The organism is Flavobacterium collinsii (genome assembly GCF_946903285.1).
GTDB lineage: Bacteria > Bacteroidota > Bacteroidia > Flavobacteriales > Flavobacteriaceae > Flavobacterium > Flavobacterium collinsii.
In genome coordinates this window covers 3,358,332-3,382,327 of the sequence record NZ_OX336425.1, presented here as the reverse complement: position 1 = coordinate 3,382,327, position 23,996 = coordinate 3,358,332, and the positions used below count along the sequence as shown (strand labels likewise).

Genomic DNA, 23,996 nt, shown 5'->3' with positions numbered 1-23,996 from the left:
GACGTAAATCCGTTTCATCCGCGTCGAATTAAAGCTGAAATTTAAAACAATATTGTCTCTTCTAAAAAAACAAAAGAGGCTGTTTAAAATTAAACAGCCTCTACTTCTTTGCCTTTATATAAATGTATTTTTTACTTATTGATCAATTGCTCTTTTGGTAATATCGCCAAAAGCATCAATTCTTCGGTCTCTGAAAAATGGCCAGTTCTGACGTACATTTTCCTGCAAATCCAAATCAACTTCCGCAATTAGAATTTCTTCCTGATCGTGAGAAGCCTGTGCTAAAATCTCACCTTGAGGTCCTGCAATAAACGAAGCTCCCCAAAACTGAATTCCTTCTGTTCCTTCAATATACTTTTCTAATCCAATGCGGTTTGCCGCGGCAACAAAAACACCATTAGCAACAGCATGGCCTTTCATTACGTTCATCCATGCACCGTATTGATTTACTCCATACTCTTCTTTTTCTTTTGGATGCCATCCAATAGCTGTTGGGTAAAATAAAACCTCAGCTCCTTTTAAGGCAGTAATACGTGCTGCTTCCGGATACCATTGATCCCAGCAAATAAGTGTTCCTATTTTTCCTTTTTTAGTCTCAATAGCCTGAAAACCTAAGTCACCCGGTGTGAAATAGAACTTTTCATAGAAATGCGGATCGTCCGGAATGTGCATTTTACGGTATAAACCAGCTTCTGTTCCATCCGTATCAATGATGTAAGCACTGTTATGGTAAATTCCTGCCATTCTTTTTTCGAAAAATGGAACAATAATTACCACTCCTAATTCTTTTGCGAGGGCACTAAAAGCAACAAACGAAGTACTGTAAAGTGGTTCGGCTAAAGCAAAATTATCTACATCTTCACTTTGACAAAAATAATGACTGCTATACAATTCAGGCAACAGGATTACTTCAGCTCCTTTATTGGCAGCATCTTTTACCCAGCTGATACATTTTTTAAGATTATTTTCCGCAACATCATTCAGATTTAACTGAATTACGGCGATTTTATACTTTCTTTTCGGCATGACATAAAATTTAGAGTGCAAAAATAGTAATTTTTAGAGGAATGGCAAAGAGGTGTTATCTACCACCTCTTGTAAAAAAGAAAACCATTTTACAAATATCCGATTCAGTTAAAATCAAATACCCACAAAATGGCTTCCTACAAATGTGTTTTATAAACTCAATACTTAATTACTCAATAACCACTTTTGTAGTTATGAATTCCGTTTCTGATTTTTTGAATTTAATTTCGAACGTTCCTTTGCTTGCCGATTTATACTTAAAAACTGTCTTTTTAGGATCCGGAACCTGCATCGTACAAGGTCCTGTTGGGTATTTTGCTTCCACTTGCAATCCTTTTACTCCGCCAATGGTCACTTCGCTAATTTTGCTGAATTCCCCACAAGCGTTATCCACAACAAAAGTTACATCATAGCTTAACTCCTCATTAACCTTTCCAGTTGCAGGACCTTTCACTTCCGTAACCAAAGCAACCTTAGTAATTGATTCAGGAATACTTGGTGCATCATTATCGTTACTGCAAGAAACAAACATTGTTGCTAAAAATAATACTACAAAAACTGATTTAAATTTAAAACTTTTCATATAAAATAATAATTAATTGTTAATTACTATGAAGATGTCATTAGGTTGCGATGGTTGCTTATTAAATTTGTTAATTCTTTAAACAAAACCAATAACAACCTAAAAATCAAAATTTTAATCTCTAAAAATAGTTTTTAAAAACAACGTAATTTCTTATGAAAAGAAAAATTTATCGTTTAGCCCCGATAGAAACGACATCCTTTTTCCTGCTTCTTTAGCGTGAAAAAGATATAGTGGATAGCGGGGCAAGTGTTCTTTTTAAAACGAATTACAATGCTTCAAAAAAAAAAAAACACCAGCCTTTCGACTAGTGTTTTTGTTTACCTCTTTGCGATGTGTATCTTAATTTTTCTTTGCAAAAACCTTTTTAAATCCATTTACAATTACTAAAACTACAAAACCTAATATTAAGCCTGTAACAAATTCTTTTATTATAGAAGGAACATTAATTTCTTCCATTAAATGATGTAAAAACGGAATATAGTGTACAAAAATTCCGCCTGCTACTAAAATCAAGGCAATTGTACCAATTACCGTTAAACTTTTAATTACTATAGGCAATGCTTTTACCAATATGTTTCCAATAAATTTTGATATGCTTTTTTCTTTTTTACTAAACTTAATAAGCTTATAACCCGCCTCATCCATTCTGACAATAAGAGCAACAATACCATAAACACCAACGGTTGCAATCAAGGCAATAATCGAAGTTACTATGATTTGCTGACCAAGTGGCTGACCAATTACAGTACCTAAAGCAATAATCACAATTTCTACTGATAGTATAAAATCGGTTACGATTGCTGATTTAATTTTTCCCTTTTCAGCCTCTAGAATTTCTTCTTCTGTAAACGTTTCTTCTGTTATCCCTTCTGATTCTTCGTGTTTGTGCGGAAATATAAATTCGTAAATTTTCTCTGCTCCTTCATAGGCCAAAAATAAACCTCCAAGTACCAGAATTATAATGATAGCTACTGGCAAAAAAGCGCTTAATAAAAAAGCAATTGGCAAAATAATTACTTTATTCAATAAGGAACCTTTGCTGATCGCCCATAATACCGGAAGCTCTCTCGAGGATGCAAACCCCGAAGCTTTCTCAGCATTTACAGCCAAATCATCACCCAAAATACCCGCTGTTTTTTTTGCTGCAACTTTACTCATTACTGCAACATCATCCATAATTGCTGCGATATCGTCTAATAGTACGAAAAAACCTGATGCCATTATATTTTTTTTGTTTTTAAGAATCGCATAATTAACTGGTTTTAAAGATCCTGTTTAATCAGCTGTTCTGGTTTGTTTACTGGCGCGAATCTAAGACTTTTTTGCTAATTTTTCTATCAAAAAATTAACTGCATTGCCCCAAAAGTACCCAGATAATAATAAACACGAAAATAGTTCCAAAACAGCCTCCACCTAATTTTTTCGCACCGTAACCTGCTATTAATCCTCTAAAAATATTGTTCATTGTATTTCGATTAAGATTATTCCTCTTTTGATTTGATTTTCAAACCACTATAGTAAAGATCATAACTTTATTGCAAATTATTTTACATTACTTTCAGAAAAATTTATATCATTTATTGAATTACGAGTTTGCGTTCAAACAAAAAACACCAGTATTTCTACTGGTGTCATTTTGGATATTATTCATAAAAAGAAATTAACTTAATCTGTTGTAACAGAATAGCCTGTGCTTACTAAAGTTGCTTTATAGGTAATACCTTGTCCTGTAGGAGGAGCCGGAGGATTCTGACCCTGTAACTGAACATAACTTCCTGTATTAGAAGGAAGATTAAGTAATCGGTATAAAATTAGATTAACCATTGAACTTGAAAGCGCATTATTATTAAAATTAATGGATAAGTTTTTATCTGTAATTAATGCTAATGATGGTAATTCGATAGAAGTAAGAATCTTATTATTACTAAAATAAAGCCCTTTACATGAAGTTAACATAGGGAATAATATAGAAGTTAAAGACGGATTATTTAAAATACCTGTGTCGTATCCATGCAGTGTTTTCATAAGAGGAAACCCAATTGAAGTAAGTTTGTCGTTATTTGACACGTCCAAATCGTTATATACTTCAGTAAGGTTACTTACATTCACATTCACTAACTTTAAGTTATTTTGGATTTTTAAATTTATTAAGCTCTTTATTACACTTAAATCTAAAGTCGTTAGGTTTGTTGTACTGGTAACATAAATATTCTCTGTATAAGGCCCCAATTCAGCGATAATCTGTGCTGCCGCCTGCGCATCTGTGACATCTCCCGTTATAACAATACTTGGTTTTCCTTTATTTTGGCTGCTTCCGGCATATAATGCATAAGGCACACTTAGTAATTGACTTGTACCACTAATGGTATAATTAGTTCCTCCTGTTGGATCAATTTCTGTCTTGATAAAGTGTGATCCACTACCCCAATTTATTCCTGAAAAAGTTCCAGTAACGGCTGTTCCGCCTCCTATTTCTATAGTTGCCAATCCATTACTGTTTGTCGTTGTAGTTTGTGTTTCTACATAAGAAGCTGTACCACTTGCTGAACCTGCAAGTATACTCGTTTTGATACTCACTAAAGTACCGGCAACCAATGTACCGTCGGTTTTACGAATGACTGATTGGTAGCTCATTTTTTGCGGAGCCTGTGCAAATAAAATAGTAAAAGAGCTCAATAATAGTAAGGCTAGAGTAATTTTTTTCATATATTTTTTACTGTTAGAAAGTTATTTTTTATGACTTTAAACGTTTTTTATTGTCTTGCCATGCTACTTGCTGACAAAAGGATTAATACTAAACTTAATCAGTTGAAATGCTATTGTTCATTTTTATAGTTGCTTTATCGATAATCCCTTGTCCTGTAGGTGGAGCTGGTGGGGTCTGACCTGACAAATCAATAAACTTTCCGCTTGCAGGGGAAACATTGAGCAGTTTACTTAAAAGCGAATTGATGTGATAACTTGGAAGTGCATTTCTACTTACTTGAAAACTGTACAGATTACTATAAAATGAAGAAAAAACTGGTAAATCAATATAAGAAAGAAACGCATTGCCACTAATGTAAATCGTTTTAGTTTTAGTCAATAAAGGAAAAGAAACAGATTGTAATGCCGAATTACCTGAAAAATAAATTTCAGAAGCAAGTACTGTTTTTAAAACGGGAAATGAAATGGAGCTTAATCTTGCATTACCTTCTACATATAACGCATTATAAACATCGCTAAGATTACTTAAATTTACACTAACCAAATTTGAATTACTTTTTATACTTAAGTCAACCAGCCTTTTTGCAGCACTTAAATCCAAAGTTGTCAAATTTGTAGTATTCATAATGTAAATATTTTCTGTTTCAGGTCCCAACTCCGCCGCTACTTGCGCTGCTGCTTGCGCATCTGTAATGTCACCAGCAATTATTAGACTTGTTCTTCCTTTGCTTTGGCTGCTTCCTGCATACAAGGCATAAGGCACACTTAAGAGCTGACTTGTACCACTAATAGTGTAATTACTGCCTCCTGTTGGATCGATTTCGGTCTTGATAAAATGTGAACCTACACCCCAATTTATTCCAGAAAAAGTTCCTGTAATAACTGTTCCGCCGCCTATTTCTATAGTAGCCAGTCCGTTACTGTTTGTCGTTGTAGTTTGTGTCTCAACATAAGAAGCTGTACCACTTGCCGAGCCTACCAAAATACTCGTTTTGATACTCACTAAAGTACCGGCAACCAATGTCCCATCGGCTTTACGAATGACTGATTGGTAGCTCATTTTTTGCGGAGCCTGTGCAAATAAAATAGTAAAAGAGCTCAATAATAGTAAGACTAGAGTAATTTTTTTCATATATTTTTCTTGGTTTTAAAATGTTCTTATTGATTTTACTGACAGTATTGAATATTCTTCCAGGAAGCGAAATTCTAAGAAACTTAAAATAGAAGTAGCGTCATTTTCTCCATAGTTTCATTTGAAAGAATACTAATAAACTAGTCCGTAGTAACAAAATTACCCGTATTTATCAAAGTTGCTTTATCTATAATTCCTTGTCCTGTAGGAGGAGCAGGTGGATTTTGTCCTTGTAACTGGATAGATTTTCGTGAAGCAGGCAAAACATCTTTTAGTTTATTTAATAACGAATTAACTTGAGAACTTGGTAATGCATTAGCACTAAATCCGATTCCTCTACCAGTACTAAGAGACAACATAGGTATATCAATTGAATTTAAACTAGAATTATAACTAAAAGATAAATCATTAAATTGGGTTAACCGAGGAACAGAGATTGACACTAAAGACTTATTATCATATATAATAGCCTGATCATCTCCTAGTATTGCTTCTAGCACAGGAAATACGATTGAGCTCAATTTTTCGTTATATTTTATGTCGAATTCATCCTGAACTACACTAAGATTATCAAATTTCACAGTAACTAGTTTAGAATTAAAACTTATATTAAGATAAAATATGCTTTTTACCATACTTAAATCCAAAGTTGTCAGGTTTGTGGTACGAGTTACATAAATCTTCTCTGTGTGAGGCCCAAACTCAGCCTGTATTTGTGCTGCCGCTTGTGCATCTGTAATATCTCCACCTATAAAAATAGTTGCTTTTCCTTTATTTTCAGTACTTCCAGCATACAAGGCATAAGGTACACTCAACAATTGACTTGTACCGCTAATGGTATAATTAGTCCCTCCTGTTGGATCGATTTCGGTCTTGATAAAATGTGATCCTGCTCCCCAATTTATTCCCGAGAAAGTTCCTTTAGTTGGTGTTCCGCCTCCTATTTCTATAGTGGCTAGTCCATTGCTGTTTGTTGTGGTGGTTTGTGTTTCTACATAAGAAGCAGTGCCACTTGTTGATCCTAATAATATACTAGTTTTGATACTTATTAAAGTACCTGCAACCAATGTCCCATCCGTTTTTCGAACAACCGATTGGTAACTCATTTTCTGTGGAGCCTGTGCAAATAAAAAGGTAAAAGAACTTAATAATAGTAATGCGAGAGTAATTTTCTTCATGTATTTTTCTGCTGTTTTGATATTATTTTTTGATAATTTTAAAGGTTTTTATGGCTTTACCACTGTTACTTACAGTCAGAAAATAAATACCGCTATTTAGCCCTTGCATGGGTACACTGGTATCAGGGCTTGTTACTTCTACTTTTTTGGATACGATTTTTCCGTTAGTGTCAAATAATTGGCATGATAAATCATTCCATTCGTTTGTAGCAACAGTCAAACTAAGTACATCAACAGCAGGGTTAGGATAAGCAGTCATTGCAAGAGTAATACCTTTAAATTCATCATTCCCAAGGCTGATTATTTCATAAGCCTGTTGAACACCTTGCAAAACAAAGCCGTTAGCTCCTCCGGATAAACTTGTATAAGCGATCTGTCCCACTGAATAACTAGAACTGCCCCCGCTTCCGGTTGCATTTCCTCCTGCAACTACCACATTTTGTTGAGAATAACCATTGGTTACAAATAAGACAGCGGTAATAAATAAAATTGAAAAAGTGCGTTGATTTTCTTTCATATAAATGTTTTACTGATTAATCATTCAAATATAGAATAATTATTATACAGAATATTATTACCAAGAAAAGATTGCGTAAAAAAAACACCAGCATTTCTGCTAGTGTTTCTCGTACTTCATAATTAACTGAAAAATTATTCTTCTTTATGCGTTTGATTTCTAAAAACCAATTGTCCGTCAAAAGCGTCTAATAGGATGATACTGTCTGTTGTAATGTTCCCGGCCAGAATTTCTTTTGACAGTTGATTCAATACTTCTCTTTGAACCACACGTTTTACCGGTCTTGCACCAAACTGCGGGTCATAACCTTTGTCTGATAAATAAGCAATAGCTTCTGGTGTTGCATCCATCGTAATGCCTTGCAGAGCTAACATCTTTGTAACGCTCTTCAACTGTAAACCTACAATTTTAGAAATATTATCCACTGTTAAAGGCGTAAACATCACAATCTCATCAATACGGTTGATAAACTCCGGACGAACAGTTTGTTTCAGCAAGCCTAAAACTTCAACTTTTGCAGCCTCGGTCGCTGATTCGATACTTCCTTTTAAATTTTCAAACTTATCTTGTATAATCTGACTTCCCATGTTAGAAGTCATAATGATAATCGTGTTTTTAAAATCTGCCAGACGGCCTTTGTTGTCCGTTAAACGGCCTTCGTCCAAAACCTGAAGTAAGATATTAAACGTATCAGGATGTGCTTTTTCAATCTCGTCTAACAAGATTACGGAATATGGTTTTCTACGAACCGCTTCGGTCAATTGCCCCCCTTCATCATATCCCACATATCCCGGAGGTGCACCTACTAAACGACTCACACTGTGACGTTCCTGATACTCACTCATATCAATACGCGTCATGGCATTTTCATCGTCAAAAAGATACTCAGCCAAAGCTTTTGCTAATTCCGTTTTACCAACTCCGGTAGTTCCTAAAAATAAGAACGTTCCAACAGGTTTTTTCATGTCCTGCAAACCGGCACGACTTCTGCGTACGGCATCACTTACTGCTTCAATCGCTTCTTCCTGTCCCACGACACGTCTGTGCAATTCATCTTCCAGATGTAATAACTTTTCTCTTTCTGTCTGAAGCATTTTCATTACTGGAATTCCGGTCCATTTTGCTACAACTTCGGCAATATCTTCACGGGTTACTTCTTCTTTTATCAAGGAATTACCAGACTGATATTCCTGTAATTGTTTTTGTAAAACTTCCAGACGTCCTTGTGCTTCTTTTACTTTTCCGTAACGAATTTCAGCTACTTTTCCGTAATCACCATCACGTTCAGCACGTTCAGCTTCATATTTAAAGTCTTCTAATTCTAATTTTACAGCCTGAATTCCGTCAACAACATCTTTTTCTGATTTCCATTTTGCATAAATTTCGTTGCGTTCTTCTTTTAAGTTCGCCAAATCCATGCGAAGAATTTTTAGCTTGCTTTCTTCTTTTTCACGTTTAATCGCTTCAATCTCAATTTCCAACTGCATGATCTTACGATCTAAAACATCCAGTTCTTCCGGTTTTGAATTGATTTCCATACGCAGTTTTGAAGCCGCTTCGTCCATCAAATCAATGGCTTTGTCCGGTAAAAAACGATTGGTAATATAACGTTGAGACAATTCAACCGCAGCAATAATCGCCTCATCTTTAATTTGAACTTTATGATGCGTTTCGTACTTTTCTTTAATTCCACGTAAAATCGAAATAGCGCTCTCGGTATCCGGTTCGTCAATTAAGATTTTTTGGAAACGACGCTCCAGCGCTTTGTCTTTCTCAAAATATTTTTGATATTCATCCAAAGTTGTTGCACCAATTGCTCTTAACTCACCACGAGCCAAAGCCGGTTTCAAGATATTTGCCGCATCCATTGCGCCTTCTCCTCCACCAGCACCTACAAGTGTATGAATCTCATCAATAAATAAAACGATATCTCCTTCTGCAGCTGTAACTTCTTTTACTACCGCTTTCAAACGTTCTTCGAATTCTCCTTTAAATTTAGCACCGGCAATCAATGCTCCCATATCAAGTGAGAAAACGATCTTATCTTTTAAATTTTCCGGCACATCACCGTCCACAATTCTATGTGCCAATCCCTCTGCAATAGCCGTTTTACCAACTCCTGGCTCTCCTATTAACATTGGGTTATTTTTTGTTCTACGCGTCAAAATCTGTAACACGCGACGGATCTCTTCATCACGACCAATAACGGGGTCAAGCTTTCCGGTACGTGCCAGTTCGTTTAGATTTTTTGCATATTTATTTAACGAATTATAAGTTTCCTCAGCTGAAGCCGATGTTACTCTCTCTCCTTTACGAAGTTCTTCAATAGCTGCTTTAAGGCCTTTTCCAGTAACCCCCTGATCTTTTAGAATCTGAGAAACTTTGCTTTTTGAATCAAAAATAGCCAAAATTAAATGTTCGATAGAAACATATTCATCGTTCATTTTTTGTGCTATAATCTCCGCTTCATTCAATGCTTTGTTTGCGTCTCTGGAAAGCAATATATCACCTCCGGAAACTTTTGGAAAGCTTTGAATTGTACTGTCTAATATTTGTAAAAACAACGGAACATTTACATTTAGTTTCTTCAGAATAAACGGAGCCACATTTTCATCTACTTCAAAAATAGCTTTAAAAATGTGTTCGTTTTCTATCTGCTGTTGTCCGTTGCGTTGGGCCAATTGCTGTGACAGCTGAATGGCTTCCTGCGATTTAATTGTAAATTTATTTATGTTCATATGTATACGATTTAGGATTGATTATTAGTTATTTAGTCTGATGTCCTTAAAATTACAATTTATTGAATTAATTTTTTAACTTTAAATACTCTAACTTTGCTTGAGAACATTCAAATTATATTCCATACTAAAAATACAGACAAAATGTCGCATTAAATTAGTTTTTAGTCTATTTTTAACGTCAAAAAGTCACAAAACAAGTCAAATATGAGTTTTTTTAATTCAATCTTCGGAAATTCGGAGTCAGCAGACACTCCAAAAAGCAATGTAAATTGGACAGAATTAACCGATATTGCCCAATTAGTGGAGATCGAAACAATATCCCATGTAAAGCCGGTTGTTATTTTTAAACACAGTACCAGATGTAGTATCAGCCGTATGGCTTTAAAACAATTTGAACGTGAATACGATTTAAAAGATACAGTAGACGCTTATTTTCTGGATTTAATAGCACACAGAGATATTTCAAATGAAATAGCAAACAAATTCAATGTTTATCATGAATCTCCTCAATTGATTTTAATCCGAAACGGAAAAGCTATTTATGATGTTTCACACAGTGATATTGATGCGGAGGCTTTGAAAGATAAAGTTTGAAAAATTTCTTTACCATTAAGATATTAAGGTTCATTAAGAGCTTAACTTAATTATCTTAAACTTTGTAATTGCTTTCAAAAAGAAAGCTTTAAACCACTAAGATATTAAGATTCATTAAGCATTTAACTTAATTTTCTTAATATCTTAATGGTAAAAATCAATCAAAAAGTTCCTTCTGAACCTCCTCCGCTAAAACCACCACCACCAAAATCCATTGGAGAATTTTCAGGTTTCACTTCCGGTTTCATTCCAAAAGCAGAAGCAACAATTAAAGCTTCGGCGTTTAAAATGGCATTTGATGTATTAATTCTGTCCGGTTTAAAGGTTAAACCTCTTTCTCTATCTTTCAGTTTTCTGATGGAAAAATAGGCTATAGCAAATAAAACTACTCCACCCAGTGTCAATGCTACTTCTATTGGTAAAACCGAGTAATAAAACCGAATGGTGTAAATAGTAAAACCGATAGCTAAAAAACTGATCCATAACATGATTCGATCTTTGTTTTTTACCGCCTGAACCAAATAGACAGCCGGCACTATAAATGTAAAAGCATAAAAAAAGTAAGCAAACGGAATATCCTGTCCGGGAAGCACAGCTGTACCTAAAAGTTCCGCAGAAAGTTCTCTTACAACCAAATAATTACACGAAAGGTAAAATAGAATCAAACAAAAGCTATTGGCTAACAAAAGACCATTATAGTAATAACTTTTCGTTAGATTTTGAATTGCTTTTTTAGTCAAAAAATAAAGCCCCGCAGCAAACAGCATGGTAACAAATGGTAAAATTGTTTTTCCGGTTTCTCCAAATTCAAACAGGCTAAAAAACAAAACGGCAGTTGAGGCTAAACAAAACACTAACAACGACAGCAAATTCAAATATCTGCTATAAAGCAGAAATGACATAACAGCAACAAAAATAGCAATCATCAGCTCGTAACCTTCTGTTGTAATGGCAATAGCGAATCCTATATTTAAAATAGCTCCCAAAATAAAAGCATCATTCAGTCCATGTCCATAGTACTTTTGATTGGCTAAAAATTCTGCGCCACCCAAACCTACCAAAGCAAAAATATAACAACAGATTTTAAAAAAGGTATCCTCTCCGCTAAGTCCCAATAACGAAATCGCACCGCAAATGGAGAGGTATAAAAATGAACCCAGCAGGAAAAATCCCAATCGGACCAATATGTTTTTTTGTCTTTTAAAAACAGTCAATTCTTTTTTAATCTGGTCCTTTTGTTCCTTATCAATAAAACCAGCTGAATGTAGAGAAGCGGCTTCTTCAATTAAAGCTAAATCATCTAACGCGCTTTTGTCATATATTATCATGCTGTAATTTCTTTATTGAATTTCTTAATCAGTTTAATAAACATTATAATTGAACCTATAAAATACAATGGGAGAAGTAAAATAAGTAATTCCCAAACGTCTGAAAAATCAATATGATCAAAAATTCGAAACAAAATTATATTAAGCCCAATATAGCCGTAGACGATTGTAAAAACATACAGCGAAATTGCTTTAAACTGATAACTGACCTTATAAAAGTAGTAGGAAGAACCAGCTAGTAACACTGCAAAAAGTAACCAGATACCATCCTCAAAATAACCTGTCAAATTATGAATTAGTGCGATACTGGTGATATGTAAAGCAAAGGTAAGATAGATAATACTGAAGTGTGTTTTTAACTGAACTCTCGAACTATAAACAGTCCACAAAACAAGTAGAACTCCCAACATAATTGCTGAGTAACTCAAATTTTGATCGGCATAAAAATTACTGTTGTTGAGTAAATCCTGTGGCGTAACCGAAAGCCCCACATAAGCCGCCAAACCAGTAATTCCGATTGTTAAGACGCTTTTATTGTCAAAGTAATAAGCACAAAAGAAACTCACCAAAGTTGGAATTAGTGTTGCCAGTCCGTAATGAGTTCCGAAAGGCTTGTATTGAAATTGCAAATAACCAATAAAGATACAGGTAAGTACATTGGCCGTCAGGACTAGGTATTCTAAAACCGGATGCTCAAAAGCCGTTTCTGTTCTTTGAAATCCTTTTGCGTTTTTAAAGCAAAAGTAAAAACAAACACCTATAACAATCAATAATAAGGACAGAATCGCAATATGTCCGATAGTATCTATATTTTTGTAAATTAAAATTCCGATTCCTGAAGTAAATGATAGTACAGACAAGTACAGAAATAGCTTTAGTTCCGCATTTAGCGAAAAAATAGCCAAACTGCGATAGGAAGTTATTTCCTGATACTGCTTTTCGCTTATTAAATTTCTTTCTAAAAGCGCTTTAGTGGCTTGATCATCAAACTTATTCATAGTTACTTTTATAAAACTGTAAATCAAAAATAGTGTTTTTCTTTTATTTGTAAGATGATTATTGTAAAATGTGAAATGCTGGATGTGAAATGCTGGATGTGAGCTAAAAAACGAAATCCCGAATTTAAAAAATTCGGGATTTCGTTTTTTAACTATAGTAATTGAGATATTTTACTTTTCACATTTTTCAATCAACATTTTACATCTCACAATTAACAATTAGTAAGCTACTTTCATTTTGTCTTTTATCGCATTCAGACATAAGTTATTGATACTGCCTTCATGCGTGTGTTTTGTTTCTTTAGGAGATTCGTAAGTTCCGGCCTCCAATTGTTCTGCAACTGCTTTGTAAGCGTCTCTGAAAGGCATACCCGCCACTACCATTTCGTTTAAAGTGTCTACTGTAAACAAATAATCATATTTTTTATCTTTTAATATGTTGTCTTTTACCGTAATGTCTTTTACAGAAAAAATAGCAATATCCAAACACGCTTTTAAGTTTTGAATTGCAGGAAATAAACCTTCTTTTAAAAGTTGTAAATCTCTGTGATAACCGCTTGGCAAGTTATTGGTAATTAACGTAATTTCATACGGAAGTGCCTGAATCTTGTTACACTTTCCTCTGATTAATTCGAATACATCCGGGTTTTTCTTGTGAGGCATAATGCTGGAACCTGTTGTAAGATGTGCCGGAAGACCAATAAAATCAAAGTTCTGACTCATATACAAACAAACATCCATTGCAAATTTTGATAATGTACCCGCAACGCTTGTCATGGCAAAAGCTACAGTTTTCTCTGCTTTACCACGGCTCATTTGAGCTGCAACGGCATTGTATTTTAATGTTTCAAATCCTAGCTCCTGAGTCGTAAAGGTTCTGTTGATAGGAAACGAACTTCCATATCCTGCAGCTGATCCCAACGGATTCTGATCTACCACTTTTGAGGCTGCATTTAACATCGTGATATCATCAATTAAACTTTCAGCATAAGCAGAAAACCACATTCCGAATGACGATGGCATTGCGATCTGTAAATGTGTGTATCCCGGTAATAAAACATTTTGATGTTTCTCTGCCGATTCCATCAACAAATCAAATAGTGTTTTTACCTGTTCTTTTATTGCTTTTACTTCGTCTTTTAAATACAAATGTACATCCACTAAAACCTGATCGTTTCGCGAACGTGCCGTATGGATTTTTTTTCCGGCATCACCCAATTTTATGGTGAGTAAATACTCTATTTTGGAATGTACGTCTTCAAAACTGTCTTCTATTTCGAATTTCCCAACCGCAATATCTGCTATGATTTCATTTAATGCATCAACCAAAGAAGTTGTTTCTTCCTGAGTCAATAAACCTATTTGACCAAGCATTTTGGCATGCGCGATTGAACCTAAAGCATCATATTTTGCTAAAACTAAATCCAGTTCACGGTCGTTTCCAACCGTAAAATGCTCGATTTGTTTGTCTGTTGGTATTCCTTTTTCCCAAAGTTTCATAAGATGTATGTTTTTTGTTTCACAGAGCTATTCAAAGAGTCTCAGAGATTCACAAAGTTCTTGTTTTATTGTATGTTTCTTATTTCCTGATTGCCATAGCCCCGATAGCAGTGGAAATCCTTTTATTTTTTTCTTTAAAAAAATAAAAGATTACTTCACTTAATTCTCATTTTAATCGGAGTTCAGTGAACTTCGTTTGGAACGGATAGCGGGAAATAGCTCCTAATTAATATTATAATTTAAAGAAATCGGTTAGTATCTTGATATACAAATCGACTCCTTCTTCTATTTCATTTATAAAAATAAATTCGTCAGCTGAATGTGAACGTAGTGTTTCTCCAGGCCCTAGTTTTAAGGACTGGCAACTCAAAACAGACTGATCTGAAAGTGTTGGCGAACCATAAGTTGTTCTTCCCAGAGCGATTCCGGCTTGTACTAAACCATGTGCAACCGGAATTGATGAAGCATTGAGATGCATAGATCTTGGCGTTACTTCAGCATTTACATTGGCTCTTACTGCTTCCAGAATCTCTGTATTCGAGTAACAGTCAGTTACGCGAATATCAACCACTAAATCGCATTCAGACGGTACTACGTTGTGCTGTTTTCCTGCGCTGATTTGTGTTACAGTCATTTTTACAGGACCTAAAACATCAGAGATTTTATCGAATTTATAGTTTTTAAACCATTCCATTACAGGAATTGATTTGTAAATGGAATTATCATCATTTTGGTGTGCTGCATGGCTTGCAGTTCCTTTGACTTTTACATCTAAAACCAGCAACCCTTTTTCGGCAACAGCCAATTGCATTAAAGTAGGCTCACCAACGATAGCGCAATCTAATTCCGGCAAATGCTTTAGAACGCTGTTTAAACCATTTTTTCCGCTGCTTTCTTCTTCGGCAGAAGCTACAACAACAATATTATGTGATAAGTTTTGATTTTCGTAAAAATGCACGAATGTGGCTAGTAATGAGACCAAGCATCCTCCGGCATCATTACTTCCTAAACCAAATAATTTCCCTTCTTTTTCGATGGCTTTAAACGGATCATTTGTATAAGCCTGATTGGGTTTTACGGTATCATGGTGTGAGTTTAATAAAAGTGTTGGTTTGTTTTCGTCGAAATACTTGTTGAAAGCCCACACATTATTGTTTTCTCTTTGAAAAGGAATCTCATTTTGATTGAACCAATTTTCGATTAAAAGGGCTGTTTGGTCTTCTTCACTTGAAAAGGAAGGAGTTTCGATAAGGCTTTTTAATAAACTAATTGCTTCCTGGGTAAGCGTTGCAATATTTTTCATAGTTATGGTTTCTTTGCCGTGAAGGCTCGAAGTCACAAAGTTTTTAATTGAATCTGTGACATTTTTAGTTTGCGCAAATTTCTTAAATTAATATTTAAAATGCTTTGCGTGATGTGCTTTTTTTGCCACGAATTACACAAATTTTTACTAATTTTTATTTTCATTCTCGAAAATTCGTGTAATTGGTGGCAACCAATTTTATAACGTAATCGTTGTATGTAAAACATCAGGGGTTTTAAGCATTTTATGATGCCCAATTTTGATTTTCTGTACCCCTCTAGATAAACTGTTGAAGCAATTATCCAGTTTTGGAATCATTCCGGAATGGATAACTTTTTCAGCTTTTAGCTTACTATACAATACTTCGTTGATTTGGGTTATTACAGATGAATCGTCTTCTGAATCTTGTAAAACACCTTGTTTTTCGAAACAATAGGTTAGTGTAACATCAAAAAAATCAGACAAAGCAATAGACAATTCGCTTGCGATGGTATCGGCATTAGTGTTTAACAATTGTCCGTTTTTGTCGTGTGTTATCGCGCAAAAAACAGGAACAATTCCGGTTTCTAATAAGGTAGTCAATAATTTGGTATTAACTTGTTTTACATCGCCTACAAAACCATAATCGATTGTGGGATGATTTCGTTTCACCGATTGTATCAGATTCCCGTCGGCACCTGAAAAACCAATTGCGTTATTGTCTTTGGCTTGCAATTGCGCTACAATATGCTTGTTGATTTGACCTGCGTAGATCATTACCACAACATCAAGCATCGGAGCATCTGTAATTCGGCGTCCATCAATCATTTGCGGCACCAAACCAATACTCTGTGCCATTTTTGTAGCCGATTTTCCGCCACCATGAACTAAAACTTTATGTCCTTCGATTTTAGAAAAATCGGTTAAGAATCGCTCTAATTCTTGTGGATTATCGATGATGTTTCCACCAATTTTTATTACTGATACTTGCATATTTATTAATAGGTTCAAAGGTTCAGAGGTCCAGAGGAACAAAGGCTTTTTTTTTAGGTTTGAAGCCTATGAGCCTTTGCAACTTTGTGCCTTTGGACCTCAAATTAAAGCTTCTTCAAAATCTTCTGTAAAACCAATTGTGCCGAAAAAGTTCTGTTATTTGCTTGCTGAATTACGATTGAATTTTCTCCGTCTAAAACTTCATCGCTTACAATTACGTTACGACGAACCGGAAGACAGTGCATGAATTTTCCATTGTTAGTTAAAGCCATTTTTTCGGCCGTAACGGTCCAATTTGGATCTATGTTGGTTACTTTTCCGTAGTCATTGAAATTACTCCAGTTTTTAACATAAACGAAATCAGCATTTTCAAACGCTTTATCCTGATCGTATTCGATTTTACAGTCTTTTGTGATCTCAGGGCTTAACTCATAACCTTCCGGATGCGTGATTACAAAATCCATATCTTTTTGCATCTGCATCATTTCTACAAATGAATTGGCAACAGCCTGAGGCAATGCTTTTGGATGCGGTGCCCACGAAAGCACTACTTTCGGTTTATGTTTGGTTTTGTATTCTTCCATTGTAATGGCATCCGCTAAAGACTGCATCGGATGGCGAACAGCGCTTTCCATGTTTACAATTGGCACTGTTGCATGTTTTAAAAAGCCTGAGATTACGGTTTCGGCATAATCTTTTTCTTTGTCTACCAAGCCTGCAAAAGCACGAATGGCAATAATATCACAATATTGAGATACCACTTCGGCAGCTTCTTTGATATGCTCTGAAGCACCGGAATTCATAATAGCTCCATCTTCAAACTCTAAGGTCCAGCCTTCGTTAGTAAAGTTCATCACCATGACATTCATCCCTAGGTTCATGGCCGCTTTCTGAGTACTCAGACGCGTTCTTAAACTTGGATTAAAAAATAACATCCCTAAGGTTTTATTCTTCCCTAAGTTTTGATTTTTAAGCGGGTTCTTTTTGATTTTTAACGCACTTTTTACCCATTTTGATAATGAGTCGATATCTTGTATTGAAATATAATTCATGTCTTTTTGATTTCTATTTGTTATCTAAAATTAGACGCGGATTAAACTGATTCGCTTCGCGAAGACTCAGATTAACACGGATTTTTTATATTCTTAATTTTCTATTATCCTCAAATATTTTTCGTCTAAATTCTGGTTTTGTTCCAAAATTTAGAAGTAAACCTACTTCGCAGTCTGTGCCTTTTAAATAGTTTAAAATCTGATTTTCAAACTCCACTGCGATATAATCAGCTGTTTTTAATTCTAAAATAATTAAATCTTCCACTATTAAATCCGCATAATATTCTCCTACTTTTAGTCCCTTATAATATACGATGATTTTCTTCTGAGCTTCAACGTTAAGCCCCTTATTTTTTAATTCGAGATACAATGAATTTTGATAAACTCTTTCTAAAAAACCATATCCTAATTCATTATAAACTTCGTAAAAAGTTTTAATAATTACTTCGGTTAACTCTTGATGCAATAATTTCATAAGAAAACAAATTTGAATGAAATATACTACATTTAAATTAAACCAAGTATAAAAATCTGTTTAAATCCGCGTTTTCGCAAAGCGAATCCGTGTCATCTGCGTTCTATTAAACGATTTTCGTAAATGAAATTTCGTTTTTCAAGGCTTTTAAAATAAAATTATCATTCAAGCCATTAACGATCCAGGTTTCGATATTAGCAGCTTTTGCAATTGCGGCTGCTTCTATTTTTGACTGCATCCCTCCTGTTCCATGTGATGATTTTGATTCTCCAATTTCTTTTTCTAAAACTTTTAAATCGTTTACTAATCTAATCGTTTCAGGATCTTTATCATGAATAGAATTTTTCGTATAAATTCCATTTGTATTAGTGGCAATAATCAGAATATCAACATTTAGCAACACTGCTGTTAATGCTGCCAGCTTATCGTTATCTCCAAACTGTATCTCATCTGTAGCAACGGTATCATTTTCATTAATAATCGGAATGTAGTTGTTCTCGACCAAAACGTTTATGGTATTGACTATATTGACTTTAGACTGTTCCTTTTCGAAATCAGAATAGGACAATAAACACTGTGAAGTCAATAAACCTAGATCACTGAAGTTTTCATGGAAAATCCGCATTAAATGGGGCTGACCAATTGAAGCTAATGCTTGTTTAACTACAATTTCTTTTCCTTTACTTTCAAGCTTTACAAACTGCTTTGCTGCTGCGATTGCTCCTGAACTCACGATTACAAACTCGTAATCTTTGTTTAAAGCAGCAATCTGCATCCCGAGGTCTTCAATCTTTCCCCGCGAAATATGATTGGTTTCTTTGGTTAAAGTATTGCTTCCTATTTTTAATAAAATCCTCTTCTTACTCATTTTTTAAAGGTGCTAAGGTTCTAAGATTCTAAGTTTTTTTTTCAGAATTGTCTAATTATCTAATTCCCTTAATTATCTTATTTGTCATATTCTCCTATTTAACCGCAAAGGGCGCAAGGTATTTTAATTTCTTTGTCTGGATAAACGCTAAGTTCGCAAAGCTTTTTCCTTAATAAATTTTAAGTTTTAAAATTCCAAATTCCAATCGTTCGAAATTTAAAATCGTTAATCATCAATTTAACAATTTGGAGAAAACTAATTATCTAATTGTCCAATTGCCTCAATTACCTAATTTGCCCTTCTCCGTACACGTACCATTTATTGGTTACGAGATGCTGAAGTCCGATAGGACCCCGCTGATGCAATTTATCGGTACTTATCGCTAATTCTCCGCCCAGACCAAATTGTCCTCCGTCTGTAAAACGGGTTGAAGCATTTTGATAAACAGCGGCGGTATCAACAGCATCCATAAATTCCTGCGCTGCTTTGTCATCTCTCGTAATAATTACTGCCGAATGCCCTCCACAATATTTGTTTATTTTCTCAATTGCATTTTCTTCAGAATCGATGGAACCTATTACTATTTTATAATCCAGAAATTCCTCGTACCAGATATCTTCATTTTGAAGCGTTTCTGTATCTTCAAAACTTTTTAAAGACTCATCCACAATTACTTCTACGTTAAATTGTTTTAATTCTGCTATTAAAATAGCTGTAAACCCTTCAAAATTGGGCAACTTAGAATCTATTAAGACTTTATCGACCGCATTACAAGCCGATATTTTAGAGGTTTTGGCATTTATAATTATTTTCAAAGCCAAATCTGTATCTGCCTTTTCATGAACGTACACAAAATTATTTCCTCGTCCGCTTACGATAACTGGACAAGTTGCGTGCGCTTTTACAAACTCAATTAATTTTTCTCCGCCTCTTGGAACTATTAAATCTACTTTTTGAGTTGGTTTCTCTAAAAAAGCCTGAGTTTCTGTTCGATTATAGTTCAAATACTCCACCCAGTCTTTCGAAACTCCATTTTCTGCTAAAGCCTGATGCCACAAATCCACAATTTTTAAGTTTGATTTCAAAGCTTCTTTTCCTCCTTTTAATAAGATCTTATTTCCGGATTTAAAGGCAATTCCTCCCGCTTCAATTGTAACATCCGGGCGGGATTCGTAAATGATTAAAATCGTTCCGAAAGCGGCTGTTTTATTAATCACTTTTATACCATTATCATGAACAAAATGAAAGCGCTCTACTCCAACAGGATCTTCTTGCGAAGCCAGTTGGTTGAGAGATAAAATCATCTCATCTACTTTTTTATCATCTACTTTCAGTCGTTCTTCCATCGCTAAATCTGAGCCTTCATAAGCCAGTAAATCCTCCCGGTTGGTGAGAATAATGCTACTCCGCTCCTGCTCGACAAGCTTTGCCATAGACCGCAAAACGAGATTGCGTTTTTCAATTGATAATGGATTCATTTTTTCGGTTTAATTGGTTAATCGTTAATTCGTTCAATCGATTAACCAATTAAACGAATTAACAGTATATCGTAAACTTAATTTTTCAGTTCTTCTAAACTTTCTTTTAGAGCTTTTACAAACGTATCAATATTAGCTTTCTTTACTGTAAGTGGCGGTAAAATTCTAAGTAGATTTTTATTGTTGGCGCTTCCTGTAAAAATGTGTTTTTCGATGATTAACTTTTTTCTTAAAGCCGCAACATCAAAATCAAACTCTACTCCAAGCATTAAACCTTTTCCTTTTACTTGTTTGATGCCTTCGACTTCTTTAATTTTTTCTAAGAAATATTCATAAACTTCGTTCACATTTTTCTGTAAATCTAGTTTTTCAATTACATCTAAAACCGCAATTCCCGCAGCACAAGATAAATGGCTTCCGCCGAAAGTAGTTCCCAATAATCCGAAACTTGCTTCAAATTTTGGCGAGATTAAAATGGCTCCTACCGGAAATCCGTTCCCCATTCCTTTTGCTACTGAAATAATATCGGCGTTGATTCCGTGATGCTGGAACGCGAAGAATTTTCCACTTCTTCCGTATCCCGATTGCACTTCGTCTAAAATCAAAACCACATCATGTTTTTTACATGCTTTTTCTAAAGCCTGAAAAAATTCGGTTGTCCCCTCGTCTAAACCTCCTACACCCTGAATTCCTTCAATAATTACAGCTGTAACATCACCTTTGGCCAGTTCTGCTTCAACTAATTCGATTTGATTTAATGGCAAAAAAGTAACTTCCTGCTGCGCATTAATTGGTGCTACGATCTTCTTATTATCAGTAACTGCAACAGCGGCAGAGGTTCTTCCGTGAAAAGAATTATCAAAAGCTACAACTCTTGATTTTCCGTTATGAAAGGAGGCTAATTTCAAAGCATTTTCATTGGCTTCGGCACCAGAACTGCATAAAAACAATTCATAATCTTCTAATCCTGAAAGCTTTCCTAATTTCTGAGCCAGTTCTACCTGTAATGGATTCTGAATGGCGTTGGAATAAAATCCTAAATGATCTAATTGATCTTTTAATTTGGCGACATAATCCGGTTGTGTATGTCCAATTGAGATCACACCATGTCCGCTATATAAGTCTAAATATTCTACTCCGTTATTATCTGTAATTGTGCAGTCTAACGCTTTTACAGGAGTTATGTTATAAAGTGGGTATACGTTGAATAAGTTCATCTTTTTTTGTTTATTTAGTTTCATGTTTCATGTTACAAGTTGCTCGATAAACGTTAAACCTGGAACTTAAACCTGAACTTGATTTGAGTTTCAAATCTCAAGTTACGTATAGAACGTGAAACCTGAAACTTGAAACAAATTTTTACTAAAATCCGCTTGGTTTCAAATGTAAACCGGTGGTTTCTTCTAATCCGAACATTAAATTCATGTTTTGAATAGCTTGTCCTGAAGCACCTTTGGTTAAATTGTCAATAATTGAAGTGATCAAAATCCGGTTTCCTTTTTTTAATAAACTAATGATACATTTGTTCGTTTGAACGACTTGTTTCATATTGATATTTGTCGTTGTCACGGTAACAAAAGGTTCATTTTTATAGAACTCTTCATATTTAGCAACTGTTTGTTCCAGACTCTCATCAGAAATTGTATATAAAGTAGCGAAAATTCCTCTTGGAAAATCTCCTCTGTTCGGAATAAAAAGCAATTCACTTTCAAAATCTTCTTGCAACTGAACCAGACTCTCTCCAATTTCACCTAAATGCTGATGTTCAAAAGCCTTGTAATGCGACATATTATTGTTCCTCCAACTAAAATGTGAGGTTTCTGAAAGCCCTACTCCCGCTCCGGTACTTCCGGTTGTTGCATTAATATGTACATCATTAAGCAGCAGATTGCTTTTCGCTAAAGGCAATAATGCCAATTGAATCGCTGTAGCAAAACAACCTGGATTTGCAATGTAATTTGCTTTTTTGATAGCTGCTTTATTTAGTTCCGGCAAACCGTAAATAAAATCTTTTCCTTCAAAATGAGCATCTTTGTTTAATCTGAAATCATTTCCTAAATCAATGATTTTCGTGTGGCTTGCAAACTGATTTTCCTTTAGAAATGAAATAGATTTTCCATGTCCAAGACACAAAAACACCACATTTACATTAGGATTTACAACATCCGTAAAGTTCATTTCAATATCTCCCATCAAATCCTGATGTGCCACAGAAAGTGGTTTTCCGGCATTTGTAGTACTGTAAACGAAATCTATGTTTACATTGGGGTGATACATTAAAATTCTAATGAGTTCTCCGGCTGTATAGCCCGAGCCACCAATTATTCCAACATTAATCATGATCTAAATGGTTTACAGATGAAAATATGTTTTGAGCATTACCTAAAATCTTAATAAATCCTTTTGCATCATCAGATGTCCAGGCATTATTCATTTCCCCATATTGACCAAAGCCTGTATTCATTAAATCGTTATTAGATTCAATACCGTCAAGTGAAAAATGATAGGGTTTCAATGAAACTGTTACAGTTCCATTAACTGTTTTTTGAGTATCCTGCAAAAAGGTTTCGATGTTACGCATCACCGGATCCAAAAACTGACCTTCGTGAAACAACATTCCGTACCAGTTTCCTAATTGTTCTTTCCAGTATTGCTGCCATTTACCAAGCGTATGTTTCTCTAGTAAATGATGTGCTTTGATGATAATTAACGGTGCAGCAGCCTCAAAACCAACTCTTCCTTTAATTCCGATAATGGTATCCCCTACGTGAATATCTCTTCCAATAGCATAAGCATTTGCCAGTTTTTCAAGTTTGACAATATTTTTCTCAGGAACATCTTTCTTTCCATTTAATGCCACCAGTTCTCCCTGCTCAAAATGCAACGTCACCTTTTCTTCTCCTTCTTTTTGCAATTGAGAAGGATAAGCTTCACTTGGCAACGGCTCACTTGATGTTAGAGTTTCTTTACCTCCAACGCTGGTACCCCATAGCCCTTTATTGATCGAATATTGTGCTTTTTCCCAAGAATAATGAACACCATTTTTAGACAAATAATCTACTTCTTCCTGTCTGGAAAGTTTTAAATCTCTTATTGGCGTAATAATTTCAATTTCAGGAGCAATGGTTTGGAAAATCAAATCAAAACGAATCTGATCATTTCCTGCACCAGTACTTCCATGTGCAATGGCATTTGCACCTACTTTTTTAGCATATTTAATAGCTTCGATTGCCTGAAAAACACGCTCAGCACTCACTGATAACGGATAGGTATTGTTTTTTAATACGTTTCCAAAAATCAAATATTTTATAGCTTTATCATAATATTTATCTACTATTGTCAGGTTAGCATGTTGTGCACTCCCTAGCTCATAAGCTCTTTTTTCGATAGCTGATAATTCTTCTTCATCAAATCCTCCTGTATCAACAAGAACGGTATGAACTTCGTATCCTTTTTCATTTTTTAAATATTTCAAACAATACGAGGTATCTAATCCTCCGCTATAAGCTAATACTACTTTTTTCATTTTTTTATAATTTAGG

At 34.8% G+C, this 23,996-nt stretch carries 21 protein-coding genes; 1 reads left to right on the top strand and 20 read right to left on the bottom strand.

The window, feature by feature from the left end:
* Nucleotides 1-135: 135 nt before the first annotated feature.
* The 8 genes from OGZ34_RS14075 to clpB form a co-directional block, all read right to left on the bottom strand.
* Complete coding sequence (locus OGZ34_RS14075) at nt 136-1,026, bottom strand: carbon-nitrogen hydrolase (protein WP_263360607.1); 891 nt, start codon at nt 1,024-1,026, stop codon at nt 136-138.
* A 169-nt stretch (nt 1,027-1,195) separates the two neighbouring features.
* Nucleotides 1,196-1,609 carry a hypothetical protein gene (locus OGZ34_RS14070; RefSeq protein ID WP_263360606.1) on the bottom strand — a complete coding sequence of 138 codons (414 nt, stop codon included), beginning with the start codon at nt 1,607-1,609 and terminating at the stop codon, nt 1,196-1,198.
* 342 nt (nt 1,610-1,951) lie between these two features.
* Nucleotides 1,952-2,833, bottom strand: coding sequence for a DUF808 domain-containing protein (locus OGZ34_RS14065; protein WP_173965681.1), 882 nt, complete (start codon nt 2,831-2,833; stop codon nt 1,952-1,954).
* A gap of 444 nt (nt 2,834-3,277) precedes the next feature.
* A complete protein-coding gene (locus OGZ34_RS14060; RefSeq protein ID WP_263360605.1) occupies nt 3,278-4,318 on the bottom strand; it encodes a hypothetical protein in 1,041 nt (346 codons plus the stop codon).
* A gap of 94 nt (nt 4,319-4,412) precedes the next feature.
* Nucleotides 4,413-5,450, bottom strand: a complete 1,038-nt coding sequence (locus OGZ34_RS14055; protein ID WP_263360604.1) for a hypothetical protein — start codon at nt 5,448-5,450, stop codon at nt 4,413-4,415.
* 140 nt (nt 5,451-5,590) lie between these two features.
* Nucleotides 5,591-6,628 carry a hypothetical protein gene (locus OGZ34_RS14050; protein WP_263360603.1) on the bottom strand — a complete coding sequence of 346 codons (1,038 nt, stop codon included), beginning with the start codon at nt 6,626-6,628 and terminating at the stop codon, nt 5,591-5,593.
* Between the two features lie 22 nt (nt 6,629-6,650).
* Nucleotides 6,651-7,145: a T9SS type A sorting domain-containing protein gene (locus OGZ34_RS14045; RefSeq protein ID WP_263360602.1), complete on the bottom strand. Its 495-nt coding sequence runs from the start codon at nt 7,143-7,145 to the stop codon at nt 6,651-6,653.
* Between the two features lie 134 nt (nt 7,146-7,279).
* Nucleotides 7,280-9,883: an ATP-dependent chaperone ClpB gene (gene clpB / locus OGZ34_RS14040; protein ID WP_173965688.1), complete on the bottom strand. Its 2,604-nt coding sequence runs from the start codon at nt 9,881-9,883 to the stop codon at nt 7,280-7,282.
* A gap of 207 nt (nt 9,884-10,090) precedes the next feature.
* On the opposite strand from clpB, the gene ytxJ reads away from it, so the two are divergent.
* On the top strand, nt 10,091-10,480 hold the full coding sequence (gene ytxJ / locus OGZ34_RS14035) for a bacillithiol system redox-active protein YtxJ (RefSeq protein WP_263360601.1): 390 nt from the start codon (nt 10,091-10,093) through the stop codon (nt 10,478-10,480).
* 161 nt (nt 10,481-10,641) lie between these two features.
* On the opposite strand, the gene OGZ34_RS14030 is transcribed toward ytxJ, so the two are convergent.
* From OGZ34_RS14030 to OGZ34_RS13975, 12 genes are all read right to left on the bottom strand, one after another.
* Nucleotides 10,642-11,808, bottom strand: coding sequence for a hypothetical protein (locus OGZ34_RS14030; protein ID WP_263360600.1), 1,167 nt, complete (start codon nt 11,806-11,808; stop codon nt 10,642-10,644).
* Nucleotides 11,805-12,806: a DUF2157 domain-containing protein gene (locus OGZ34_RS14025; RefSeq protein WP_263360599.1), complete on the bottom strand. Its 1,002-nt coding sequence runs from the start codon at nt 12,804-12,806 to the stop codon at nt 11,805-11,807. Before OGZ34_RS14025 ends, OGZ34_RS14030 begins: the two co-directional genes overlap by 4 nt.
* Before the next feature lie 219 nt (nt 12,807-13,025).
* Nucleotides 13,026-14,306 carry an argininosuccinate lyase gene (gene argH / locus OGZ34_RS14020; RefSeq protein ID WP_173965694.1) on the bottom strand — a complete coding sequence of 427 codons (1,281 nt, stop codon included), beginning with the start codon at nt 14,304-14,306 and terminating at the stop codon, nt 13,026-13,028.
* A gap of 232 nt (nt 14,307-14,538) precedes the next feature.
* Nucleotides 14,539-15,609, bottom strand: coding sequence for a M20 family metallo-hydrolase (locus OGZ34_RS14015; protein WP_263360598.1), 1,071 nt, complete (start codon nt 15,607-15,609; stop codon nt 14,539-14,541).
* Nucleotides 15,610-15,807: 198 nt separating this feature from the next.
* Complete coding sequence (gene argB, locus OGZ34_RS14010; RefSeq protein ID WP_263360597.1) at nt 15,808-16,581, bottom strand: acetylglutamate kinase; 774 nt, start codon at nt 16,579-16,581, stop codon at nt 15,808-15,810.
* A gap of 104 nt (nt 16,582-16,685) precedes the next feature.
* A complete protein-coding gene (locus OGZ34_RS14005) occupies nt 16,686-17,633 on the bottom strand; it encodes an N-acetylornithine carbamoyltransferase (RefSeq protein ID WP_173965699.1) in 948 nt (315 codons plus the stop codon).
* An 85-nt stretch (nt 17,634-17,718) separates the two neighbouring features.
* Nucleotides 17,719-18,108: a GxxExxY protein gene (locus OGZ34_RS14000; RefSeq protein ID WP_263360596.1), complete on the bottom strand. Its 390-nt coding sequence runs from the start codon at nt 18,106-18,108 to the stop codon at nt 17,719-17,721.
* A 106-nt stretch (nt 18,109-18,214) separates the two neighbouring features.
* Nucleotides 18,215-18,976 carry a glutamate 5-kinase gene (gene proB / locus OGZ34_RS13995; RefSeq protein WP_263360595.1) on the bottom strand — a complete coding sequence of 254 codons (762 nt, stop codon included), beginning with the start codon at nt 18,974-18,976 and terminating at the stop codon, nt 18,215-18,217.
* A 284-nt stretch (nt 18,977-19,260) separates the two neighbouring features.
* On the bottom strand, nt 19,261-20,454 hold the full coding sequence (locus OGZ34_RS13990) for a glutamate-5-semialdehyde dehydrogenase (RefSeq protein WP_263360594.1): 1,194 nt from the start codon (nt 20,452-20,454) through the stop codon (nt 19,261-19,263).
* Between the two features lie 77 nt (nt 20,455-20,531).
* Nucleotides 20,532-21,671, bottom strand: coding sequence for an aspartate aminotransferase family protein (locus tag OGZ34_RS13985; RefSeq protein ID WP_263360593.1), 1,140 nt, complete (start codon nt 21,669-21,671; stop codon nt 20,532-20,534).
* 145 nt (nt 21,672-21,816) lie between these two features.
* Nucleotides 21,817-22,794 (bottom strand): N-acetyl-gamma-glutamyl-phosphate reductase, encoded by a 978-nt coding sequence (gene argC / locus OGZ34_RS13980; protein WP_263360592.1) that lies wholly within the window; start codon nt 22,792-22,794, stop codon nt 21,817-21,819.
* Nucleotides 22,787-23,980: an argininosuccinate synthase gene (locus OGZ34_RS13975; RefSeq protein ID WP_173968212.1), complete on the bottom strand. Its 1,194-nt coding sequence runs from the start codon at nt 23,978-23,980 to the stop codon at nt 22,787-22,789. Before OGZ34_RS13975 ends, argC begins: the two co-directional genes overlap by 8 nt.
* Between the last annotated feature and the right edge of the window lie 16 nt (nt 23,981-23,996).

Coding starts and splice junctions, on each gene's coding strand:
- OGZ34_RS14075 (WP_263360607.1), bottom strand. CDS start 1,026: ATGCCGAAAAGAAAGTATAAAATCGCCGTAATTCAGTTAAATCTGAAT.
- OGZ34_RS14070 (WP_263360606.1), bottom strand. CDS start 1,609: ATGAAAAGTTTTAAATTTAAATCAGTTTTTGTAGTATTATTTTTAGCA.
- OGZ34_RS14065 (WP_173965681.1), bottom strand. CDS start 2,833: ATGGCATCAGGTTTTTTCGTACTATTAGACGATATCGCAGCAATTATG.
- OGZ34_RS14060 (WP_263360605.1), bottom strand. CDS start 4,318: ATGAAAAAAATTACTCTAGCCTTACTATTATTGAGCTCTTTTACTATT.
- OGZ34_RS14055 (WP_263360604.1), bottom strand. CDS start 5,450: ATGAAAAAAATTACTCTAGTCTTACTATTATTGAGCTCTTTTACTATT.
- OGZ34_RS14050 (WP_263360603.1), bottom strand. CDS start 6,628: ATGAAGAAAATTACTCTCGCATTACTATTATTAAGTTCTTTTACCTTT.
- OGZ34_RS14045 (WP_263360602.1), bottom strand. CDS start 7,145: ATGAAAGAAAATCAACGCACTTTTTCAATTTTATTTATTACCGCTGTC.
- clpB (WP_173965688.1), bottom strand. CDS start 9,883: ATGAACATAAATAAATTTACAATTAAATCGCAGGAAGCCATTCAGCTG.
- ytxJ (WP_263360601.1), top strand. CDS start 10,091: ATGAGTTTTTTTAATTCAATCTTCGGAAATTCGGAGTCAGCAGACACT.
- OGZ34_RS14030 (WP_263360600.1), bottom strand. CDS start 11,808: ATGATAATATATGACAAAAGCGCGTTAGATGATTTAGCTTTAATTGAA.
- OGZ34_RS14025 (WP_263360599.1), bottom strand. CDS start 12,806: ATGAATAAGTTTGATGATCAAGCCACTAAAGCGCTTTTAGAAAGAAAT.
- argH (WP_173965694.1), bottom strand. CDS start 14,306: ATGAAACTTTGGGAAAAAGGAATACCAACAGACAAACAAATCGAGCAT.
- OGZ34_RS14015 (WP_263360598.1), bottom strand. CDS start 15,609: ATGAAAAATATTGCAACGCTTACCCAGGAAGCAATTAGTTTATTAAAA.
- argB (WP_263360597.1), bottom strand. CDS start 16,581: ATGCAAGTATCAGTAATAAAAATTGGTGGAAACATCATCGATAATCCA.
- OGZ34_RS14005 (WP_173965699.1), bottom strand. CDS start 17,633: ATGAATTATATTTCAATACAAGATATCGACTCATTATCAAAATGGGTA.
- OGZ34_RS14000 (WP_263360596.1), bottom strand. CDS start 18,108: ATGAAATTATTGCATCAAGAGTTAACCGAAGTAATTATTAAAACTTTT.
- proB (WP_263360595.1), bottom strand. CDS start 18,976: ATGAGTAAGAAGAGGATTTTATTAAAAATAGGAAGCAATACTTTAACC.
- OGZ34_RS13990 (WP_263360594.1), bottom strand. CDS start 20,454: ATGAATCCATTATCAATTGAAAAACGCAATCTCGTTTTGCGGTCTATG.
- OGZ34_RS13985 (WP_263360593.1), bottom strand. CDS start 21,671: ATGAACTTATTCAACGTATACCCACTTTATAACATAACTCCTGTAAAA.
- argC (WP_263360592.1), bottom strand. CDS start 22,794: ATGATTAATGTTGGAATAATTGGTGGCTCGGGCTATACAGCCGGAGAA.
- OGZ34_RS13975 (WP_173968212.1), bottom strand. CDS start 23,980: ATGAAAAAAGTAGTATTAGCTTATAGCGGAGGATTAGATACCTCGTAT.